Genomic DNA, 15,374 nt, shown 5'->3' on the forward strand with positions numbered 1-15,374 from the left:
CGATGGATGCAGTGTCGAACTCTGACCAGATAGTGGTTCGGTCTTCCTGGCGCGCGCTGGTCGCGGCCATAGCGACTATCAGTGCGGTTGGCGTTGCGATCGGGCTCGGCATTCCGCTTTTGAGCGTCATTCTGGAAAGTCGCGGTCATTCGGCGACGATGATCGGCCTGAACGCCGCCGTGGCGGGAATCGCCTCCATCGTTGCTGCACCTTTCGCCGCTCCCATCGCGGCTCGCTTCGGTGTTGTGCCAACCTTGCTCTGCATGCTCCTGATTGGTGCCCTTTCCTTCGTCGGCTTTCATTTTTTTACCCACTTCTGGATGTGGGTCGTGCTCCGCATCTTCCTGCACTTCGCTTTGACCATGCTGTTCATTCTCTCCGAATACTGGATCAACACAGCGGCGCCGCCGGAAAAGCGCGGCCTCGTTCTGGGTGTCTACGCGACCGTATTGTCCCTGGGCTTTGCGCTCGGTCCGTGGCTGTTCTCGGTCATTGGCAGTGTCGGTATCAGACCGTTTGCCGTAGGCTTCGGTATCATCATCTTTGCCATGTTGCCTGTCCTTCTCGCCTGGAAGGAAAGCCCGGACTTCCATGAGGAGGAGCATGTCCCCTTCGCTCCCTTCATCTGGGCGGTTCCCACCGCCACAGCGGCGGTCTTCGTCTTCGGTGCAGTCGAAACCGGGGGTTTCGCGCTATTTCCAGTCTTCGGCGCGCGTATCGGATATAGCGAGGCCAATGCGGCACTGCTGCTCACCACCATCGGCCTCGGCAATGTGCTGTTGCAGATCCCGATCGGTCTGCTGAGCGACCACGTCGATGACCGGCGCAAGATCTTGCTCGCTTGCACGTTGATCGGGCTCGCCGGCATGTGCGTGCTGCCCTTCATCTATACGAACTGGTACCTCGTGGCCGGGCTTCTCTTTCTTTGGGGCGGCGTCGTTGCCGGTCTCTACACGGTGGGTCTTGCCCATTTGGGTTCGCAACTTACGGGGCGGGAGCTTGCCTCTGCCAACGCAGCTTTCGTCTTTTGCTATGCGGTCGGCATGCTTGTCGGTCCGCAGGCGGTCGGTATCGGAATGGATCTGATGGGCCCCGCTGGATTTGCAGTCGCACTGGCGGTGTTCTTCGGAGCCTACGCGCTTCTCGTAGGGTCGCGATTGATCAGTCGCCGCGGCTGATGCCGGTACAACTACAGCTTGCTTGGAATTATTCGCAACGGTGTTATATTGACCCCGGAGTGAGAGGCGAGCTTTCGCCCGCCTCTCTCTTCCTTATCTTTGAAAATGAACCCGGATTGCTATCGACCAGCTCGTCCGGGTTCTTTTCATGGTAAGGCTGACGCTAAACGGCAAATACCGCATAGTTTCATCTCCAAGGGTGAAGGCAAGGCTCTTGCCGCAGTCGGGGGAGCCTGTCTCCCCCGATACACCGGCTGGCACGGTGATGCTGCTTCTGCCTTCAATCTCGATGGTCAACTCATCGCGTGTTTCGACAGCCTCGGCAACGAACGCAGGGTTGAATCGAATCGCTGTGAAAGAGTTGAGAGGTTGTCTCCAGGCGGAATGGTCGATTATATTGGCATCGCAATCCGCTCAGGCTTGACATTTAACGCCGTTCGGTTAAGTGTCCGGCCGAATTTCCGCTTATGGCCACGTTGCTGGACTTGAATAGCGGTCCTCAATAATCAGAACAGGTAAACTGAAAATGGCTAAGGCTGCAAACATCAAGATCAAGCTTCTGTCGACCGCTGATACGGGTTTCTTCTACGTTACGAGCAAGAACAGCCGTACCAAGACGGAAAAGATGTCTTTCCGCAAGTACGACCCGGTTGCACGCAAGCACGTTGAATTCAAGGAAACCAAGATCAAGTAATCTTGACCTTCCGGAAACGAAAAAGCCGCCTTCGGGCGGCATTTTTGTTTGTGGTGTTATATGTCTCGGGAAAATCGCTGCTGCGGGCCAGCGGGCGCGGTATCTGAGAACCGGGGCGCCGCGCACGTTGGTTACGTGAGCACCGGAGCGTAGAAAATCGCGCTTGGTGCCGCCGCAGCAGGGTTTCTCCGTCAGGCCGCTGCGGCGGATACGACCCGGTTGCGCCCCGCCGCCTTCGCTCCATAGAGCGCGTCGTCGGCCCGCTTCAGAAGGCTCTGCACGCTGTCACCCTTGGCCGATACGCTGGCAATACCGATACTGATCGTGACGGGGACACTCGTTCCGCTTTGATTGACGATGAACGGTGTCGAAGCGACTTCTCTCCGGATGCGCTCGGCAACCACCGCCGCAAGCACCGGGTCGGTTTCCGGCATCACCACAAAAAACTCTTCCCCTCCGTAGCGACTGGCGAGGTCGCTACCGCGCACATTGCGGCGTAAGCGCCTTGCGAACTCACGCAGCACTTCATCGCCGCCATCGTGGCCATGCGTATCGTTGATAAGCTTGAATCGGTCGATATCGGTCATGAGTATGGATAAGGGGCGCCGGCGTTCCACGGCGCGCTTGAAAAGCGTCGCAAGATGCGTCTCGAGATAAAGACGGTTGTGAAGCCCCGTCAGGCTGTCGGTGACCGCCATCTCATATGTCTTGACCACGCTCGCGCGCAAGCCGTCGTGATATGCCTTGCGGCGAAGCTGGGTGCGCAGCCGCGCCAGCAATTCGTTCGGGTTCAGCGGTCTGACGACATAGTCGTTCACGCCAAGTTCCAGCGCACGGCGGATCAATGGTTCTTCACCCTGGTCTGCCACGAGGATGATCGGCAGCGAGCGGGTATTGTCGAGTGATCTCAGCTGGGCGCAGACGCGCAACGGATCGAAATCCTTAAATCGCGACGAAATGACCAAACAATCATGGTTGCCCTGTATCGCATCGAAAAATCCCGCCTGCGGGTCTGTCTGGACATCCACAGTCCCTTCGTCGGCCAATACGCGCTGAATCCGCTCGACGCTTTCCGGCCGTTCGTCGATGAGCAGGACACGGGCATTCTTCGCAAGCCCCTCGCCGCCAACTGGGAAACGCAGAATGGATTCAAGCCCGACATCTCGGGTCGTCGCCACGCGTAGCCGCAGCTCGTCGGTCAGGTTTTTCAACCGGACAAGGCTCTTCACGCGTGCAAGGAGTTGCAGGTCGTTCACGGGTTTAGTCAAGAAATCGTCAGCACCGAAGTTCAGGCCGGTGATCCGGTCCGTGTCCTGATCCAGCGCCGTGACCAGAATCACCGGTATGTGAGCCGTCGACGGTCTTGATTTCAGTCTGCGGCATACTTCAAACCCATCCATCCCCGGCATCATGACGTCAAGCAGGATCAAATCGACATTGCTGTTTTCACAAATGTCGAGAGCCTCATATCCGTCCGATGCAGTTACGACCTCATAATATTCGGCGCTAAGCCTGGCCTCGAGCAACTTCACATTCGCAGGAACGTCGTCAACAACTAGTATGCGGGCCGTCATTTTTCACTCCACTGACGGTCAAGCGTCGCCAAGATATGATTTGATGGTCTCGATGAACTTCGGCACAGAGATGGGTTTCGAAATATAGGCTTCGCAACCGCCCTGCCGGATTCGTTCCTCGTCGCCCTTCATGGCGAAGGCCGTGACGGCGATGATTGGTATGACGTGCAGATCGTCGTCCGCTTTGAGCCACTTCGTCACTTCCAGGCCCGACACCTCGGGCAACTGGATATCCATGAGAATCAGATCAGGCCGGTGTTCGCGCGCCAGATCGAGCGCTTCCAGACCATTGCGGGTCCGGATGGTTTCATAGCCGCTGGCTTCAATAAGATCGCGGAAGAGCTTCATGTTCAGCTCGTTGTCTTCGACGATCATGACTTTCTTAACCATTGGCAATTTCCTGTTGGTCATGAGAGAAAGACGCGCTGTCAGTTTGGTTCCGGCAACGAAGACAGACAGACCACACCCCTCATGGATGCATTAGATAACCCGTTATGATTGATGAAAAGGTAACTCTTCAGCTCGATTCAGGAATGCCGCTGATCATGTTTAACCAAGGCTTTATTCAACATCTTCTTTTGATCATATTCAACCGCCCATAGTTGTTTTTTGATCAAAAATGATTCTACGCTACAAACTCATTGAAGTAATTGACCGCCAAGTGTCGCCTGCAGCATCCATCGGATAAATCCCCAAGATGAAAAACAAGATGACCATCGATGACGCGCAGGCCCTGGCCATCAATTCTCTCGTCTTTCTGGCAGGAGATGATGAACTGCTTTCCCGTTTTCTTGCATTGACCGGGATTACCGCCGATCAGATACGCAGTGCTGCAAGTGAGCCGGGCTTTCTGGCCGGTGTTCTGCAGTTCTATCTGGCGCACGAACCCACGTTGATGCGCTATTGTGAAGCCACGGGAACGGATCCTGCCCTGTTCCAGGAAGCGCTTCGGCTACTGCCGGGTGGCCAAGATATCTAACGCGAGTTCGCAATGAGCGGTTCATAGACCAGCGACGCTTGTTGCGGCTGTCCCGTCCCTTCGCTAAGCTTGTCTTGTTCCTTTTCTGTTCCGGACATCATGGCGTATCTCAACGATCCACGATTTGGTTTCTGCCGCGACTGTCTGGCAACTCAGACGTCCGAAATCAAGCGATGCCAAGTCTGTGGCAGTCCCCGATTGCTGCGCCACCCGGAGCTCTACGGCCTCAGCATCGCCCATGTTGACTGCGACGCTTTTTATGCCTCGGTCGAGAAACGCGACAATCCCGAATTGCGCAATAAACCCGTCATCATTGGCGGCGGCAAACGTGGTGTTGTTTCAACAGCTTGCTATGTTGCGCGCATCCATGGTGTCAAGTCGGCAATGCCAATGTTCAAGGCGTTGGAGGCTTGTCCGCACGCCGTCGTCATCTCCCCCGATATGGAAAAATACGTCCGGGTGGGCCGCGAGATTCGTCAAATGATGCGCGACTTGACCCCGCTGGTGGAACCTCTTTCCATCGACGAAGCATTTCTTGATCTGTCGGGAACCGAGCGGCTGCATCATGATCCGCCTGCGCGGGTGATGGCGCAATTCGCGAATCGGGTCGAAAGGGAGATTGGCCTCTCTGTCTCGGTGGGAATTTCCTATTGCAAGTTCCTCGCGAAGATCGCCTCCGATTTCGAAAAGCCACGCGGCTTTTCGATTATCGGCAAAGAAGAAGCTGTCGCTTTCCTCTCGGATAAGCCTGTCACCATGATCTGGGGCGTGGGCAAAGCGTTCAACGCAACCTTGGAGCGTGATGGCATAAGAACCATCGGTCAGCTCCAGACGATGGAGCTCGGTGCCTTGATGGCCTCCTATGGATCGATGGGGCAAAGGCTCTATCGTTTGTCCCGAGGGCTCGATACGCGCCGGGTGGAGCCTGAGGGCGAGACCAAAAGCGTCTCGGCCGAAACGACTTTCAACGACGATATCGCATCACTCGATGAACTCGCACCGATATTGCGATCCCTGTCTGAGAAGGTCTCTCGCCGTTTGAAAGCGGCCGATATCGCCGGCCGGACCATCGTCCTGAAGCTGAAGTCACGTGACTTCAAACTAAGAACCAGAAATCGCCAGTTGGCGGACCCGACGCAACTGGCCGACCGGATTTTCCGAACAGGACTTTCTCTGCTCGAAAAGGAAATCGACGGCACGCGCTTTCGCCTGCTCGGGATCGGCGTCAGCGATCTCAGCGACGATAACCGCGCCGACCCTCTCGACCTCGTCGATGTTCAAGCAACTAAACGCGCAGTTGCAGAAACAGCCATCGACAAGCTCCGCGGGAAATTTGGCAACAATGCCGTCGAGACCGGATACACGTTCAGGAGGGTCAAACCCCGCAGCGAAATCTCGCGCGATGATACCGATCCTGGCGAGAACAGGTGAGTTTGGCACAGGAATTTCCAGTTGTGGCGCGAGAATCGACCATTTCGGCGTGGAAATTTCGACTTGAAATTGCAAATAGGTAGCAACCGGTTGAAATCTGCCTTTTAACCCATCTCAACTTCTACAATTCCGGGTATCGCCTTCATCGCGCTGGCGACCTGGGGGCCAACGCGGTAGCGGTTCGGCAATTCGATTTCCACCTCAGAGGCTCCATTTTCCTTGATCAGCACCAAGCTCACCACCTGACCATCGTTTTGGGGTGCCAGATACGGCGTAATCGCGTTCAAGGGCTCGCTCGAACGCATATAGAGTCGTAATGCCTTCTGCATCCGGGTCGCCTCGTCTTCAAGCGAATGCGCCGTCTGAATCCGCAGACTGATTCCCTCCGGACGGTCTTCTGCTCCGACTGTGATCACCACCGAACGGCCCGGCTCCAGCAAATCCCGATATTGAGATAGTGCTTCCGAAAACAGCACGGCTTCGAATTGTCCTGAAGAATCAGAGAATTGGATGATTCCCATCTTGTTGCCGGTCTTGGTTTTGCGCTCTTGCTTGGCGGTGATCGTACCCGCGAGGCGCCCGGCATTGGCACCGCGTTTGACCGCCGCGGAAAACTCGGACCAGGTCTGAACCCGCAGCTTCTCCAGCACTGTCCGGTACTCGTCGAGCGGATGGGCTGAAAGATAGAAACCTGCCGCTTCGAATTCACGCCGCAGCTTTTCCGCTGAAAGCCAGGGTGCCGCCGCAGGAAGTTGGATTGTCTGGGCACTTGCAGCCATTCCGCCGAATATGTCGGCTTGACCGCTTACACTGTCTTCCTGCGTCCGTTGTGCATGGCCGATAATACGATCCAACCCGGCGATCAACGCCGGCCGCTCCCGCCCGAAGCAGTCGAAAGCACCAGCATTTATAAGACTTTCGAAGACCCGCCGGTTGACGACACGCGGATCGATCCTTTCGCAGAAATCCTCCAGGCTTGCATAGGGAGTCGCGCCGCGCTTCTCGACAATATGATCGACCGCCGCCTCGCCGACGCCCTTGATTGCTGCTAGTGAATAGAAAATCCGGTTCTCGCCAACCTCGAACAAACGGTAAGAAGTGTTGACGGAAGGGGTGACAACCTCGATGCCGAGTCTCACTGCCTCGCGCCGGAAATCGTTCAGCTTGTCGGTGTTCGACATGTCGTATGTCATTGATGCCGCAAGGAATTCTACCGGATAGTGCGCCTTCATATAGGCTGTCTGAAACGACACGATCGCGTAAGCGGCGGCGTGCGACTTGTTGAAACCATAGTCGGCGAACTTGGCGAGAAGATCGAAGATGAAGTTCGCCTGTGGTTTGGTCACGCCTCGCTCAACCGCACCCTCGACAAAGCGAACGCGCTGCATATCCATCTCGGCCCGGATCTTTTTGCCCATGGCGCGGCGCAGAAGGTCGGCTTCGCCTAGCGTGTAGCCCGACATTTCCTGCGCAATCTGCATCACCTGTTCCTGATAGATGATGACGCCCTGGGTCTCCTTGACGAGATGATCGATTTTCGGATGGATCGACGCCATCTCTTCATCGCCGTTCTTGCGCGCATTATAGGTCGGGATGTTCTCCATCGGACCAGGCCGATAAAGCGCGACGAGCGCAATGATGTCTTCTATTCTATCGGGCCGCATGCCGATCAGCGCCTTGCGCATGCCGGTGCTTTCCACCTGGAACACGCCGACGGTCTCACCACGCGACAGCATCTCGTAAGTGGGCTTGTCGTCGAACGGCAGGTTCGACAGATCCACTGTTATCCCCCGCCGCTTGACAAGATTGACCGCGGTTTGCAGGACAGTCAGCGTTTTCAGGCCCAGAAAGTCGAATTTAACCAGCCCAGCCTCTTCGACCATCTTCATGTTGAACTGCGTGACGGGCATGTCCGAGCGCGGATCGCGATACATCGGAACCAGTTCCGACAAAGGCCTGTCACCGATAACGATACCCGCCGCATGGGTCGATGCGTGGCGGTAGAGCCCCTCCAACTTCAACGAAATATCCAGAAGCCGCTCAACGACCGGCTCCTTGTCGCGCTCCTCACGCAGGCGCGGCTCGTCCTCGATAGCCTTGGAGAGCGTGACCGGATTCGCAGGGTTGGCAGGCACCATCTTGGTCAGGCGATCAACCTGACCGTAGGGCATCTCAAGCACGCGCCCGACATCGCGCAAGACCGCTCGCGCCTGCAATGTACCAAACGTGATGATCTGCGCGACCTGATCGCGGCCGTATTTGCCCTGGACATAGCGGATAACCTCATCGCGCCGTTCCTGACAGAAATCGATGTCGAAATCCGGCATCGAAACGCGGTCCGGATTGAGGAAGCGCTCGAACAGCAGGGAGAATCGTAAAGGATCGACATCGGTGATCGTCAGGGCATAGGCAACCAGCGAGCCGGCACCGGAACCGCGCCCAGGACCAACGGGAATGTCATGGCCCTTCGCCCATTTGATGAAATCGGCGACGATGAGGAAGTAACCCGGATACTTCATGCGGGTTATGATGGATATCTCGTATTCCAGACGCCCGGCATATTCCTCAGGCGTGTGGCCATCGGCAAGGCCCAAAGTCTCGATGCGGGCCGCAAGCCCTTCGCGTGCCTGGCGCGCCAGTTCGTCCGCCTCGGCCTGCAGCGCGGCTTCTGGATCATCGCCTTCACCTGTAAAGCGCGGAAGGATAGGCGCGCGATTCTTCGGGTAGTAAGAGCAGCGCAACGCGATCTCGACCGTGTTCTCGACTGCTTCCGGCAAGTCGCTGAACAGCGCCACCATCTCATCTTCGCTCTTGAGATAGTGGTCAGGCGTCAAACGCCGGCGATCATCGATAGACAGGAGCGAGCCCGCCGCAATGGCCAACAGTGCGTCATGCGCTTCGTAGTCGGCGCTCTTTGAAAAGAAAACATCGTTCGTAGCGACGAGCGGTAGTTCCAATTCGTAAGCAAGTTCGATCTGGGCCGCCTCTAATGCGCGATCATATCCGCGGTGGCGCTGCAACTCCACGTAAAGACGGTCACCGAAGAGCGATCTCAGATGCACCAGTCGCTGCCGGGCCCGGTCCACCCGATCATCCTTGATCGCCTTCGCGATCGTACCTTCGGGGCCTCCCGACAAGGCGATAATCCCCTCGGACCAGCCGGATAGCCAGCTGGACGCGACATGAACAGGGTCGCCGGCGGGCGTTTCGAGATAGGCCCGGCTGATGAGCCGCACGAGGTTGGCATAGCCCTCCTCCGTAGCAGCCAGGAGAACAAGCGGCGCCAATCCTAGTGCTTCCCTACGATTGACGCTTCGGTTTTCTTCGGTCTGGTCATGAAAGGCTATGTCAAGCTGACACCCGATAATGGGCTGGAGTCCGGCCTTTGACCCCTTCTGGGCAAACTCCAGTGCACCGAACAGGTTATTGGTGTCAGTGATCGCGATAGCTGGCGCCTTGCTTTCCACAGCAAGGCCGATGACCTTGGGAATCTGCAACGCACCTTCCAACAAGGAATAGGCAGAATGTACTCTCAGGTGGACAAACCGCAATGCCTGCTTGCCTGCGACCTGTGCATCGAAACCGACCTGACCATCCGCCAATGTTGTAGTCTCCGAAATACTGAACGGAGAAGCTGATTCACCGCGCTCTATTGTCGGACATGCAAGATGAGGTGTCCACCGATATCGAGACTTGGAACGCTATCAACGGTGGACAAGAACGGGATGATGGAAGACGCGATTGCGGCGTGTATCAGCTCGATTCCTGTTCAGAGTACGCTGACCCAAAGTGCGAATGTCGCAATGAAAAGGCTTACTGTAACGAATGACATGACGTCCTGGAGAAGTTCGCTCATCGGAAAAACCCTTCTGCGTTTTGTCTATGTACGCAATATGTTCTCTTTATGTTCTAAAGTCAAGCGCCGAAGTACCGCCCATTCCCCTATGGTTTCCAAGCAATTAATGGGAAACGAAACCGACACCGGTTTCAAAGATCGGTGATTTTTCCGTCTTTGAGCGTCACGCGCCGGTCCATGCGCCGCGCCAATTCGAAGTTGTGAGTTGCGATCATGGCCGACAGGCCGGACTGACGTACCAAAGCTTCGAGGGCTTCGAACACGTACGATGACGTTACCGGATCAAGATTGCCGGTCGGCTCATCGGCAAGCAGCACCAGTGGTGCGTTTGCCACTGCCCTCGCGATTGCAACTCGTTGCTGTTCGCCCCCGGAAAGTTCGCTGGGACGATGCGAGGCTCTCGCGCCAACTTTCATGTAGTCAAGCAGCTGTTGGGCGCGTTCGGAAGCCACGCCCGGCTTCATTCCGCGAATGAGTTGCGGCATCATCACGTTCTCCAAGGCAGAGAACTCGGGCAGAAGATGATGGAACTGATAGACGAAGCCGATGTCGTTGCGTCTTATGGCTGTTCTTTCCTCATCGGAGAGCGATCCACAAGACCGGCCATCCAGAATGACATCGCCGCTATCTGGGCGTTCCAGCAATCCTGCAGTGTGCAACAGTGTCGACTTGCCTGCTCCGGAAGGAGCGACCAGCGCCACCATTTCACCTTTGCCTAGGGAAAAACTCGCCTCGTTGAGAATGACCAGTTCCCGCCCGATCTCATCGTAGCGGCGGCCGACATTTGTCAGCTCTAATATAGGCCCGTTCGCCATCTTATTCGTACCTCAGGGCTTCAACGGGATCGAGAGTTGCCGCGCGCCATGCTGGAAAAAGCGTCGCGAGAAACGACAGGACGAGCGCCATCAGAATGACTGAAAACGTCTCGTTGAAATCCATCTTCGCCGGCAATGTACTCAAGAAATAGAGCTCCGGATTGAACAGGGTCGTTCCCGAGAGCCATGAAAAGAACTCTCTGATTCGCTCGACATTCAGACAAACGACAATTCCGAGCACCACACCCGCTATCGTCCCGGTGACGCCGATTGCAGCACCGGTCATCAAAAAGATGCGAAGGATCGAGTTTCGTGTCGCGCCCATCGTTCTCAGGATCGCAATGTCATGGCCCTTGTCCTTGACCAGCATGATCAGGCCCGAGATGATATTCAGCGCGGCAACAAGCACGATCAGCGTCAATATCATGAACATGACGTTCCGCTCGACCTGCAGGGCCGAAAAGAACGTCTGATTGCGCTGGCGCCAGTCCGTCAACATGACCGACCGCTGAGCCGCATCTTCGATCGGCTTTTTCAAGGCGTCGACGTTGTCAGGATTGTCGACGAATATTTCGATAGATTGAACCTTGTTCTCCTGATTGAAGAAGAGCTGCGACTCATCGAGCGGCATAAGAACAATCGAGGCGTCGTATTCCGACATGCCGATCTCGAAGATCGCAGTCACGGGGTAGGATTTGACGCGGGGCGTCGTGCCAAACGCCGTGACATCCCCGTCGGGAGAAATCAAACTCAATCTGTCACCAAGCCCAAGGCCCATGTTCTCCGCCATTCGCGTGCCTATCGCGACTCCGCCGCCGGTGTTGAAACCCTCGAACGTGCCCTGCCGTACGTTCTTGGATACGAGCTGGAGCTTCGCGATATCTTCCTCGCGCAGGCCCCGCACCAGCGCACCGGCTCCTGCGGCGACATTCCCTTTGGCCAGGACCTGTCCTTCCACGACAGGAATGGCAAACGAGACACCCGATACTGCATCAATGCGCTTTATGACGACGTCGAAATCGTCAAGCGGCCTGTCCATCGGTTGCATGATGACATGGCCGTTGATACCGAGAATGCGCGTTAGAAGCTCCGCGCGGAAGCCGTTCATAACCGCCATGACAATGATAAGCGTGGCGACGCCGAGCATGATGCCGGTGAACGAGAACCCGGCAATGACGGATATGAAAGTTTCCTTACGCCGAGCACGCAAATAGCGCCAGGCGATCATCCGCTCATAGGCGGAGAACGGCTTGGAGCCGTTCGGCGCGGTGGCTGGCTTTTCGCTCATGAAATCCCTGCCTGAACGCCCGCCAGCATGTTGATTGCGGCCTCGGTACTCAGGGTTTGACGTTCACCCGTCGCCCGGTTCTTGACCTCTACCTCGCCGGCAAGCACGCCGCGAGGGCCGATAATTACCTGAATTGGCAGCCCGATCAGGTCCATCGTCGCGAACTTAGCACCGGGACGATCGTCGGTATCATCAAGCAAGGGTTCGAGGCCGGCATTGGTGAGTGCCTCATATACTTTCATCGATACGGCATCGCATCCCGCATCACCGGGCTTCATGTTGATGATGCCAGCACCGAAGGGTGCAACTGCCTTCGGCCAGATGATGCCGTTCTCATCGTGTGACGCTTCGATAATAGCAGCAATCACACGTGATGGGCCGATGCCATACGAACCCATCGAGACGGGGTGATCCTTACCGTCTGGCCCTGTGACCTTCGCGCCCATCGGTTCCGAATATTTGGTGCCGAAATGGAAAATGTGGCCCACCTCGATGCCGCGCGCAGCAAGTTGATCGGCCCCATTCAGCTTGCTCCACGCCGCCTCATCATGCATTTCGTCAGTTGCCGCGTAGGGCGTGGTCCACCGGGTAACGATATCCGCAATCTGCGCATCATCGTCAAAGTCGGTATCTGGCCCCGGGACAGGGAGCCCAAGATAGGCACGATCACAGAAAACCTGGCTTTCGCCGGTCTCTGCCAGGATAATGAACTCATGGCTAAGCTCACCGCCGATCGGGCCAGTGTCAGCGCGCATCGGGATCACCTTGATCCCAAGGCGCGAAAATGTCCGCAGATAGGCAACGAACATGCGGTTGTAAGCAGCCTTGGCGCCTTCAAAATCAAGATCGAACGAATAGGCATCCTTCATGAGGAATTCGCGCGAGCGCATCACGCCAAACCGCGGGCGGCGTTCGTCGCGGAACTTCCACTGAATGTGATAAAGATTGAGCGGCAAGTCCTTGTAAGATTTCACGTAGGCCCGGAAAATCTCCGTAATCATTTCCTCGTTTGTCGGCCCGTACAGCATGTCGCGATCGCCGCGGTCCTTTATACGCAACATCTCATCGCCATAGGCGTCGTAGCGCCCGCTTTCTCGCCACAGGTCGGCCGACTGGATTGTCGGCATCAGAAGCTCGATGGCACCCGAACGATTCTGCTCTTCGCGGATAATGGCGCTTACCTTGTTAAGAATGCGCAGACCCGCCGGCAACCAGGCGTAAATGCCTGCAGATTCCTGCCGGATCAGCCCTGCCCGCAGCATAAGACGGTGGGAGACGATCTCCGCCTCTTTAGGGTTTTCTTTGAGTATGGGTAAAAAGTAACGGGAAAGCCGCATAAAAGGTCACCAAATTGAACATTGCCTGAGTGCTTGAAGAATCAGGCAAAACCAAGTGCAAGTCGATGTTTCTTACCTACTTCACACCTGATTGGGAACCCGTATCGCCAAATGAAGCGGACCGGAATTTCCGTGGGGTTTACCACCCTGCCGGAATTGTAAGCAAAAAATGACGAGACCGAATATTTTTCGTGACATTCCGCAGGCACTCCGCTATTTTTTTAATCATAAGGAGAAAGTAAGAATATTTCTGCTTTCCTACGCGGTCAAAGTCTTGGGAGGATGTGACCTAGGCGCGGTTTTCCGCAGCCGCCACGCAAGTGGATCTGGTCAGACGCGATACTTAAAATGCAAGGTGAAAGCCTTGCATTTTTTTTGTCTTCGTTTATGTACCGAGTCATATTTTGTTGCGAGCAGAAGCTCTTTGTCTTTTTTGATTGCCAGAAACTAATTCGCGACCGCGTTTCGAACAGAATTCCAGGTACGCTCTGACAGGCTGCGCACTATTTAAGCATTAAACACACCATTTTATTCAATCTTGTTTTTCAAATTTTCAGGCTGATATTTCAATGACCGAACATTTGCGTACAATTTGCGTGGGAACAGTTACCCGCAATCGTCCCATCATGCTGCAGGCCCTCCTCGACTCATACGCTATGATGGCGATTCCAGCGAATGTTAAACTGGAATATGTCATTATAGAAAATAGCGCGACGGCGACGGTTCATGGCATCGTCGACCGGTTTCGAGCCAAGGTTCCGAACTCTGTCGTTCGCTACGAAACCGAATCCCGCCTCGGCATCTCGTTCGTCCGTAACCGCGTGCTCGACAATGCAATATCCACTGGCTGCGATCTGCTTACGTTTGCAGATGACGATGAAACGGTTGATCCAAACTGGCTGACCGAACTTCTGACGGAGCGGGACGCCCTTGATCTTGATATCGTAGGAGGCCCTGTGCGCCTCGCGCCGATGAACAACATCTCACGATGGAAACAACTGCTTTGGAACGGTTTGAACATCAAAGTGCAGAAGGATGAACGGAAGGCAGATTTCGTCAGAGACCAGGGTGGTGCCGGTGAGCTGCGCCTCGCAACCAACAATTGGATGGGTAATCTTTCGTTTTTCCGCTCGACCGGATTGCGGTTCGATGAAACGTTGGGTCTTAACGGCGGAGAGGATTGGCGGCTCTATCGCGAATCCAAAAAGTTGGTCGCGAAAACAGGGTGGGCCCCTAGAGCAGTTGTCTTTGACACGATCGCCACCGAGCGTCTAACATTATCTTATCACTTTAGACGCAGCCGCAATCATTGTGCGATTGAAGTGAAAACAAAATTGGTAAATCGCAAAAAAGCTACTCTTTTCCGACTTCCAGGCTCAATTGCTGCCCGCCTTCTCAAAGTGATAGTACAATTATTTAGAATGCCGGTAGCGCCAGGATTATCCTTGCTCACAATCGCGTGGAGTCTCGGAGGCATCATTGGGTTGATCCAGGGGCTGACCAATATTAGCACCCCTCATTATCAGACCACAACAGGCAAATAAGAGTCAGTCCAGCCTGGGATACAAGACCGGCAGATTGTTGACGCCGTACCCGAGTTTCTCGTTCACAATGTAAAACACCGCGAAAATAAGGGCTGAGATAATCGTTGTGACCAGGAAAACGCGGCCCATGCGGTGCTTGTGAGGCGCACTCGGAACTGTACCCAATGTGACATCGTCTTCGTCAGCCTGCGTGCGGAGACCGATCGGCAGCACCGTGAAGAGGGTGAGCCACCAAAAGATGAAATAGACCGCCATTCCGGTTGCGATGGGCATTCACTCCTGCTCCAGTTCGATCAACGTCCCGCTAAAATCCTTTGGATGAAGGAAGAGGACCGGTTTGCCATGTGCACCAATCTTCGGTTGACCATCACCAAGAATCCGTGCGCCCTGCTCTTTTAACCGATCGCGAGCGGCAAGAATATCGGGCACTTCGTAGCAGATGTGATGGATGCCGCCTGACGGGTTCTTTGCCAGGAATGCGTCAATCGGCGACTGAGCACCCAAAGGTTCCAACAATTCGATCTTGGTGTTGCCGACGTCGATGAATACGACGGTGACGCCGTGTTCAGGCAAACCTTGGGGCTGGGTCAATCTGGCGCCAAGTGTATCGCGATAGATCGCCGACGCTGCTTCCAGATCAGGCACGGCAATCGCCACATGGTTGAGACGACCCAACAT

13 protein-coding genes are annotated in these 15,374 nt (G+C 55.5%); 5 read left to right on the plus strand and 8 right to left on the minus strand.

Going from position 1 to position 15,374, the window contains the following annotated elements; all coding sequences use genetic code 11:
• The first annotated feature begins 11 nt into the window (after nucleotides 1–11).
• Entirely contained in the window at nucleotides 12–1,178 is a 1,167-nt protein-coding gene (locus CU100_RS12635; RefSeq protein ID WP_407070321.1) for an MFS transporter, read from the plus strand.
• Between the two features lie 526 nt (nucleotides 1,179–1,704).
• On the plus strand, nucleotides 1,705–1,872 hold the full coding sequence (gene rpmG / locus CU100_RS12640) for a 50S ribosomal protein L33 (protein ID WP_008122896.1): 168 nt from the start codon (nucleotides 1,705–1,707) through the stop codon (nucleotides 1,870–1,872).
• Between the two features lie 191 nt (nucleotides 1,873–2,063).
• Here rpmG and CU100_RS12645 read toward each other — a convergent pair whose 3' ends face one another.
• The gene (locus CU100_RS12645; protein ID WP_106716891.1) at nucleotides 2,064–3,446 is read right to left on the minus strand and encodes a PleD family two-component system response regulator; all 1,383 of its coding nucleotides are present in this window, start codon (nucleotides 3,444–3,446) and stop codon (nucleotides 2,064–2,066) included.
• A gap of 18 nt (nucleotides 3,447–3,464) precedes the next feature.
• Nucleotides 3,465–3,836 carry a response regulator gene (locus tag CU100_RS12650; RefSeq protein WP_008122893.1) on the minus strand — a complete coding sequence of 124 codons (372 nt, stop codon included), beginning with the start codon at nucleotides 3,834–3,836 and terminating at the stop codon, nucleotides 3,465–3,467.
• 307 nt (nucleotides 3,837–4,143) lie between these two features.
• Between CU100_RS12650 and CU100_RS12655 the strand changes: the two genes are divergently transcribed.
• Entirely contained in the window at nucleotides 4,144–4,425 is a 282-nt protein-coding gene (locus CU100_RS12655; RefSeq protein WP_106716892.1) for a DUF3572 domain-containing protein, read from the plus strand.
• A 99-nt stretch (nucleotides 4,426–4,524) separates the two neighbouring features.
• Nucleotides 4,525–5,856, plus strand: coding sequence for a DNA polymerase IV (locus CU100_RS12660; RefSeq protein ID WP_106716893.1), 1,332 nt, complete (start codon nucleotides 4,525–4,527; stop codon nucleotides 5,854–5,856).
• 104 nt (nucleotides 5,857–5,960) lie between these two features.
• On the opposite strand, the gene dnaE is transcribed toward CU100_RS12660, so the two are convergent.
• The 4 genes from dnaE to proS all read right to left on the minus strand — a co-directional run bounded on the left by dnaE (nucleotide 5,961) and on the right by proS (nucleotide 13,152).
• Nucleotides 5,961–9,458: a DNA polymerase III subunit alpha gene (gene dnaE / locus CU100_RS12665; protein ID WP_245418997.1), complete on the minus strand. Its 3,498-nt coding sequence runs from the start codon at nucleotides 9,456–9,458 to the stop codon at nucleotides 5,961–5,963.
• Nucleotides 9,459–9,843: 385 nt separating this feature from the next.
• Nucleotides 9,844–10,527 carry an ABC transporter ATP-binding protein gene (locus CU100_RS12670; RefSeq protein WP_106716894.1) on the minus strand — a complete coding sequence of 228 codons (684 nt, stop codon included), beginning with the start codon at nucleotides 10,525–10,527 and terminating at the stop codon, nucleotides 9,844–9,846.
• Between the two features lies 1 nt (nucleotide 10,528).
• Nucleotides 10,529–11,815, minus strand: a complete 1,287-nt coding sequence (locus CU100_RS12675) for a lipoprotein-releasing ABC transporter permease subunit (RefSeq protein ID WP_106716895.1) — start codon at nucleotides 11,813–11,815, stop codon at nucleotides 10,529–10,531.
• Complete coding sequence (gene proS, locus CU100_RS12680; protein ID WP_106716896.1) at nucleotides 11,812–13,152, minus strand: proline--tRNA ligase; 1,341 nt, start codon at nucleotides 13,150–13,152, stop codon at nucleotides 11,812–11,814. Before proS ends, CU100_RS12675 begins: the two co-directional genes overlap by 4 nt.
• Nucleotides 13,153–13,721: 569 nt before the next feature.
• On the opposite strand from proS, the gene CU100_RS12685 reads away from it, so the two are divergent.
• Nucleotides 13,722–14,696 (plus strand): glycosyltransferase family A protein, encoded by a 975-nt coding sequence (locus tag CU100_RS12685; protein WP_106716897.1) that lies wholly within the window; start codon nucleotides 13,722–13,724, stop codon nucleotides 14,694–14,696.
• Nucleotides 14,697–14,699: 3 nt separating this feature from the next.
• On the opposite strand, the gene CU100_RS12690 is transcribed toward CU100_RS12685, so the two are convergent.
• Together CU100_RS12690 and mce are read right to left on the minus strand one after the other, a co-directional pair.
• Complete coding sequence (locus tag CU100_RS12690; protein WP_106716898.1) at nucleotides 14,700–14,969, minus strand: DUF1467 family protein; 270 nt, start codon at nucleotides 14,967–14,969, stop codon at nucleotides 14,700–14,702.
• On the minus strand, nucleotides 14,970–15,374 hold the full coding sequence (gene mce / locus CU100_RS12695; protein WP_106716899.1) for a methylmalonyl-CoA epimerase: 405 nt from the start codon (nucleotides 15,372–15,374) through the stop codon (nucleotides 14,970–14,972). It abuts the gene before it with no gap.

The organism is Phyllobacterium endophyticum (assembly GCF_003010935.1).
In the GTDB taxonomy this organism is placed as follows: Bacteria; Pseudomonadota; Alphaproteobacteria; order Rhizobiales; family Rhizobiaceae; genus Phyllobacterium; species Phyllobacterium endophyticum.

Coding starts and splice junctions, on each gene's coding strand:
- CU100_RS12675 (WP_106716895.1), bottom strand. CDS start 11,815: ATGAGCGAAAAGCCAGCCACCGCGCCGAACGGCTCCAAGCCGTTCTCC.
- CU100_RS12690 (WP_106716898.1), bottom strand. CDS start 14,969: ATGCCCATCGCAACCGGAATGGCGGTCTATTTCATCTTTTGGTGGCTC.
- CU100_RS12655 (WP_106716892.1), top strand. CDS start 4,144: ATGAAAAACAAGATGACCATCGATGACGCGCAGGCCCTGGCCATCAAT.
- CU100_RS12645 (WP_106716891.1), bottom strand. CDS start 3,446: ATGACGGCCCGCATACTAGTTGTTGACGACGTTCCTGCGAATGTGAAG.
- CU100_RS12685 (WP_106716897.1), top strand. CDS start 13,722: ATGACCGAACATTTGCGTACAATTTGCGTGGGAACAGTTACCCGCAAT.
- CU100_RS12650 (WP_008122893.1), bottom strand. CDS start 3,836: ATGGTTAAGAAAGTCATGATCGTCGAAGACAACGAGCTGAACATGAAG.
- rpmG (WP_008122896.1), top strand. CDS start 1,705: ATGGCTAAGGCTGCAAACATCAAGATCAAGCTTCTGTCGACCGCTGAT.
- CU100_RS12660 (WP_106716893.1), top strand. CDS start 4,525: ATGGCGTATCTCAACGATCCACGATTTGGTTTCTGCCGCGACTGTCTG.
- CU100_RS12670 (WP_106716894.1), bottom strand. CDS start 10,527: ATGGCGAACGGGCCTATATTAGAGCTGACAAATGTCGGCCGCCGCTAC.
- mce (WP_106716899.1), bottom strand. CDS start 15,374: ATGTTGGGTCGTCTCAACCATGTGGCGATTGCCGTGCCTGATCTGGAA.
- proS (WP_106716896.1), bottom strand. CDS start 13,152: ATGCGGCTTTCCCGTTACTTTTTACCCATACTCAAAGAAAACCCTAAA.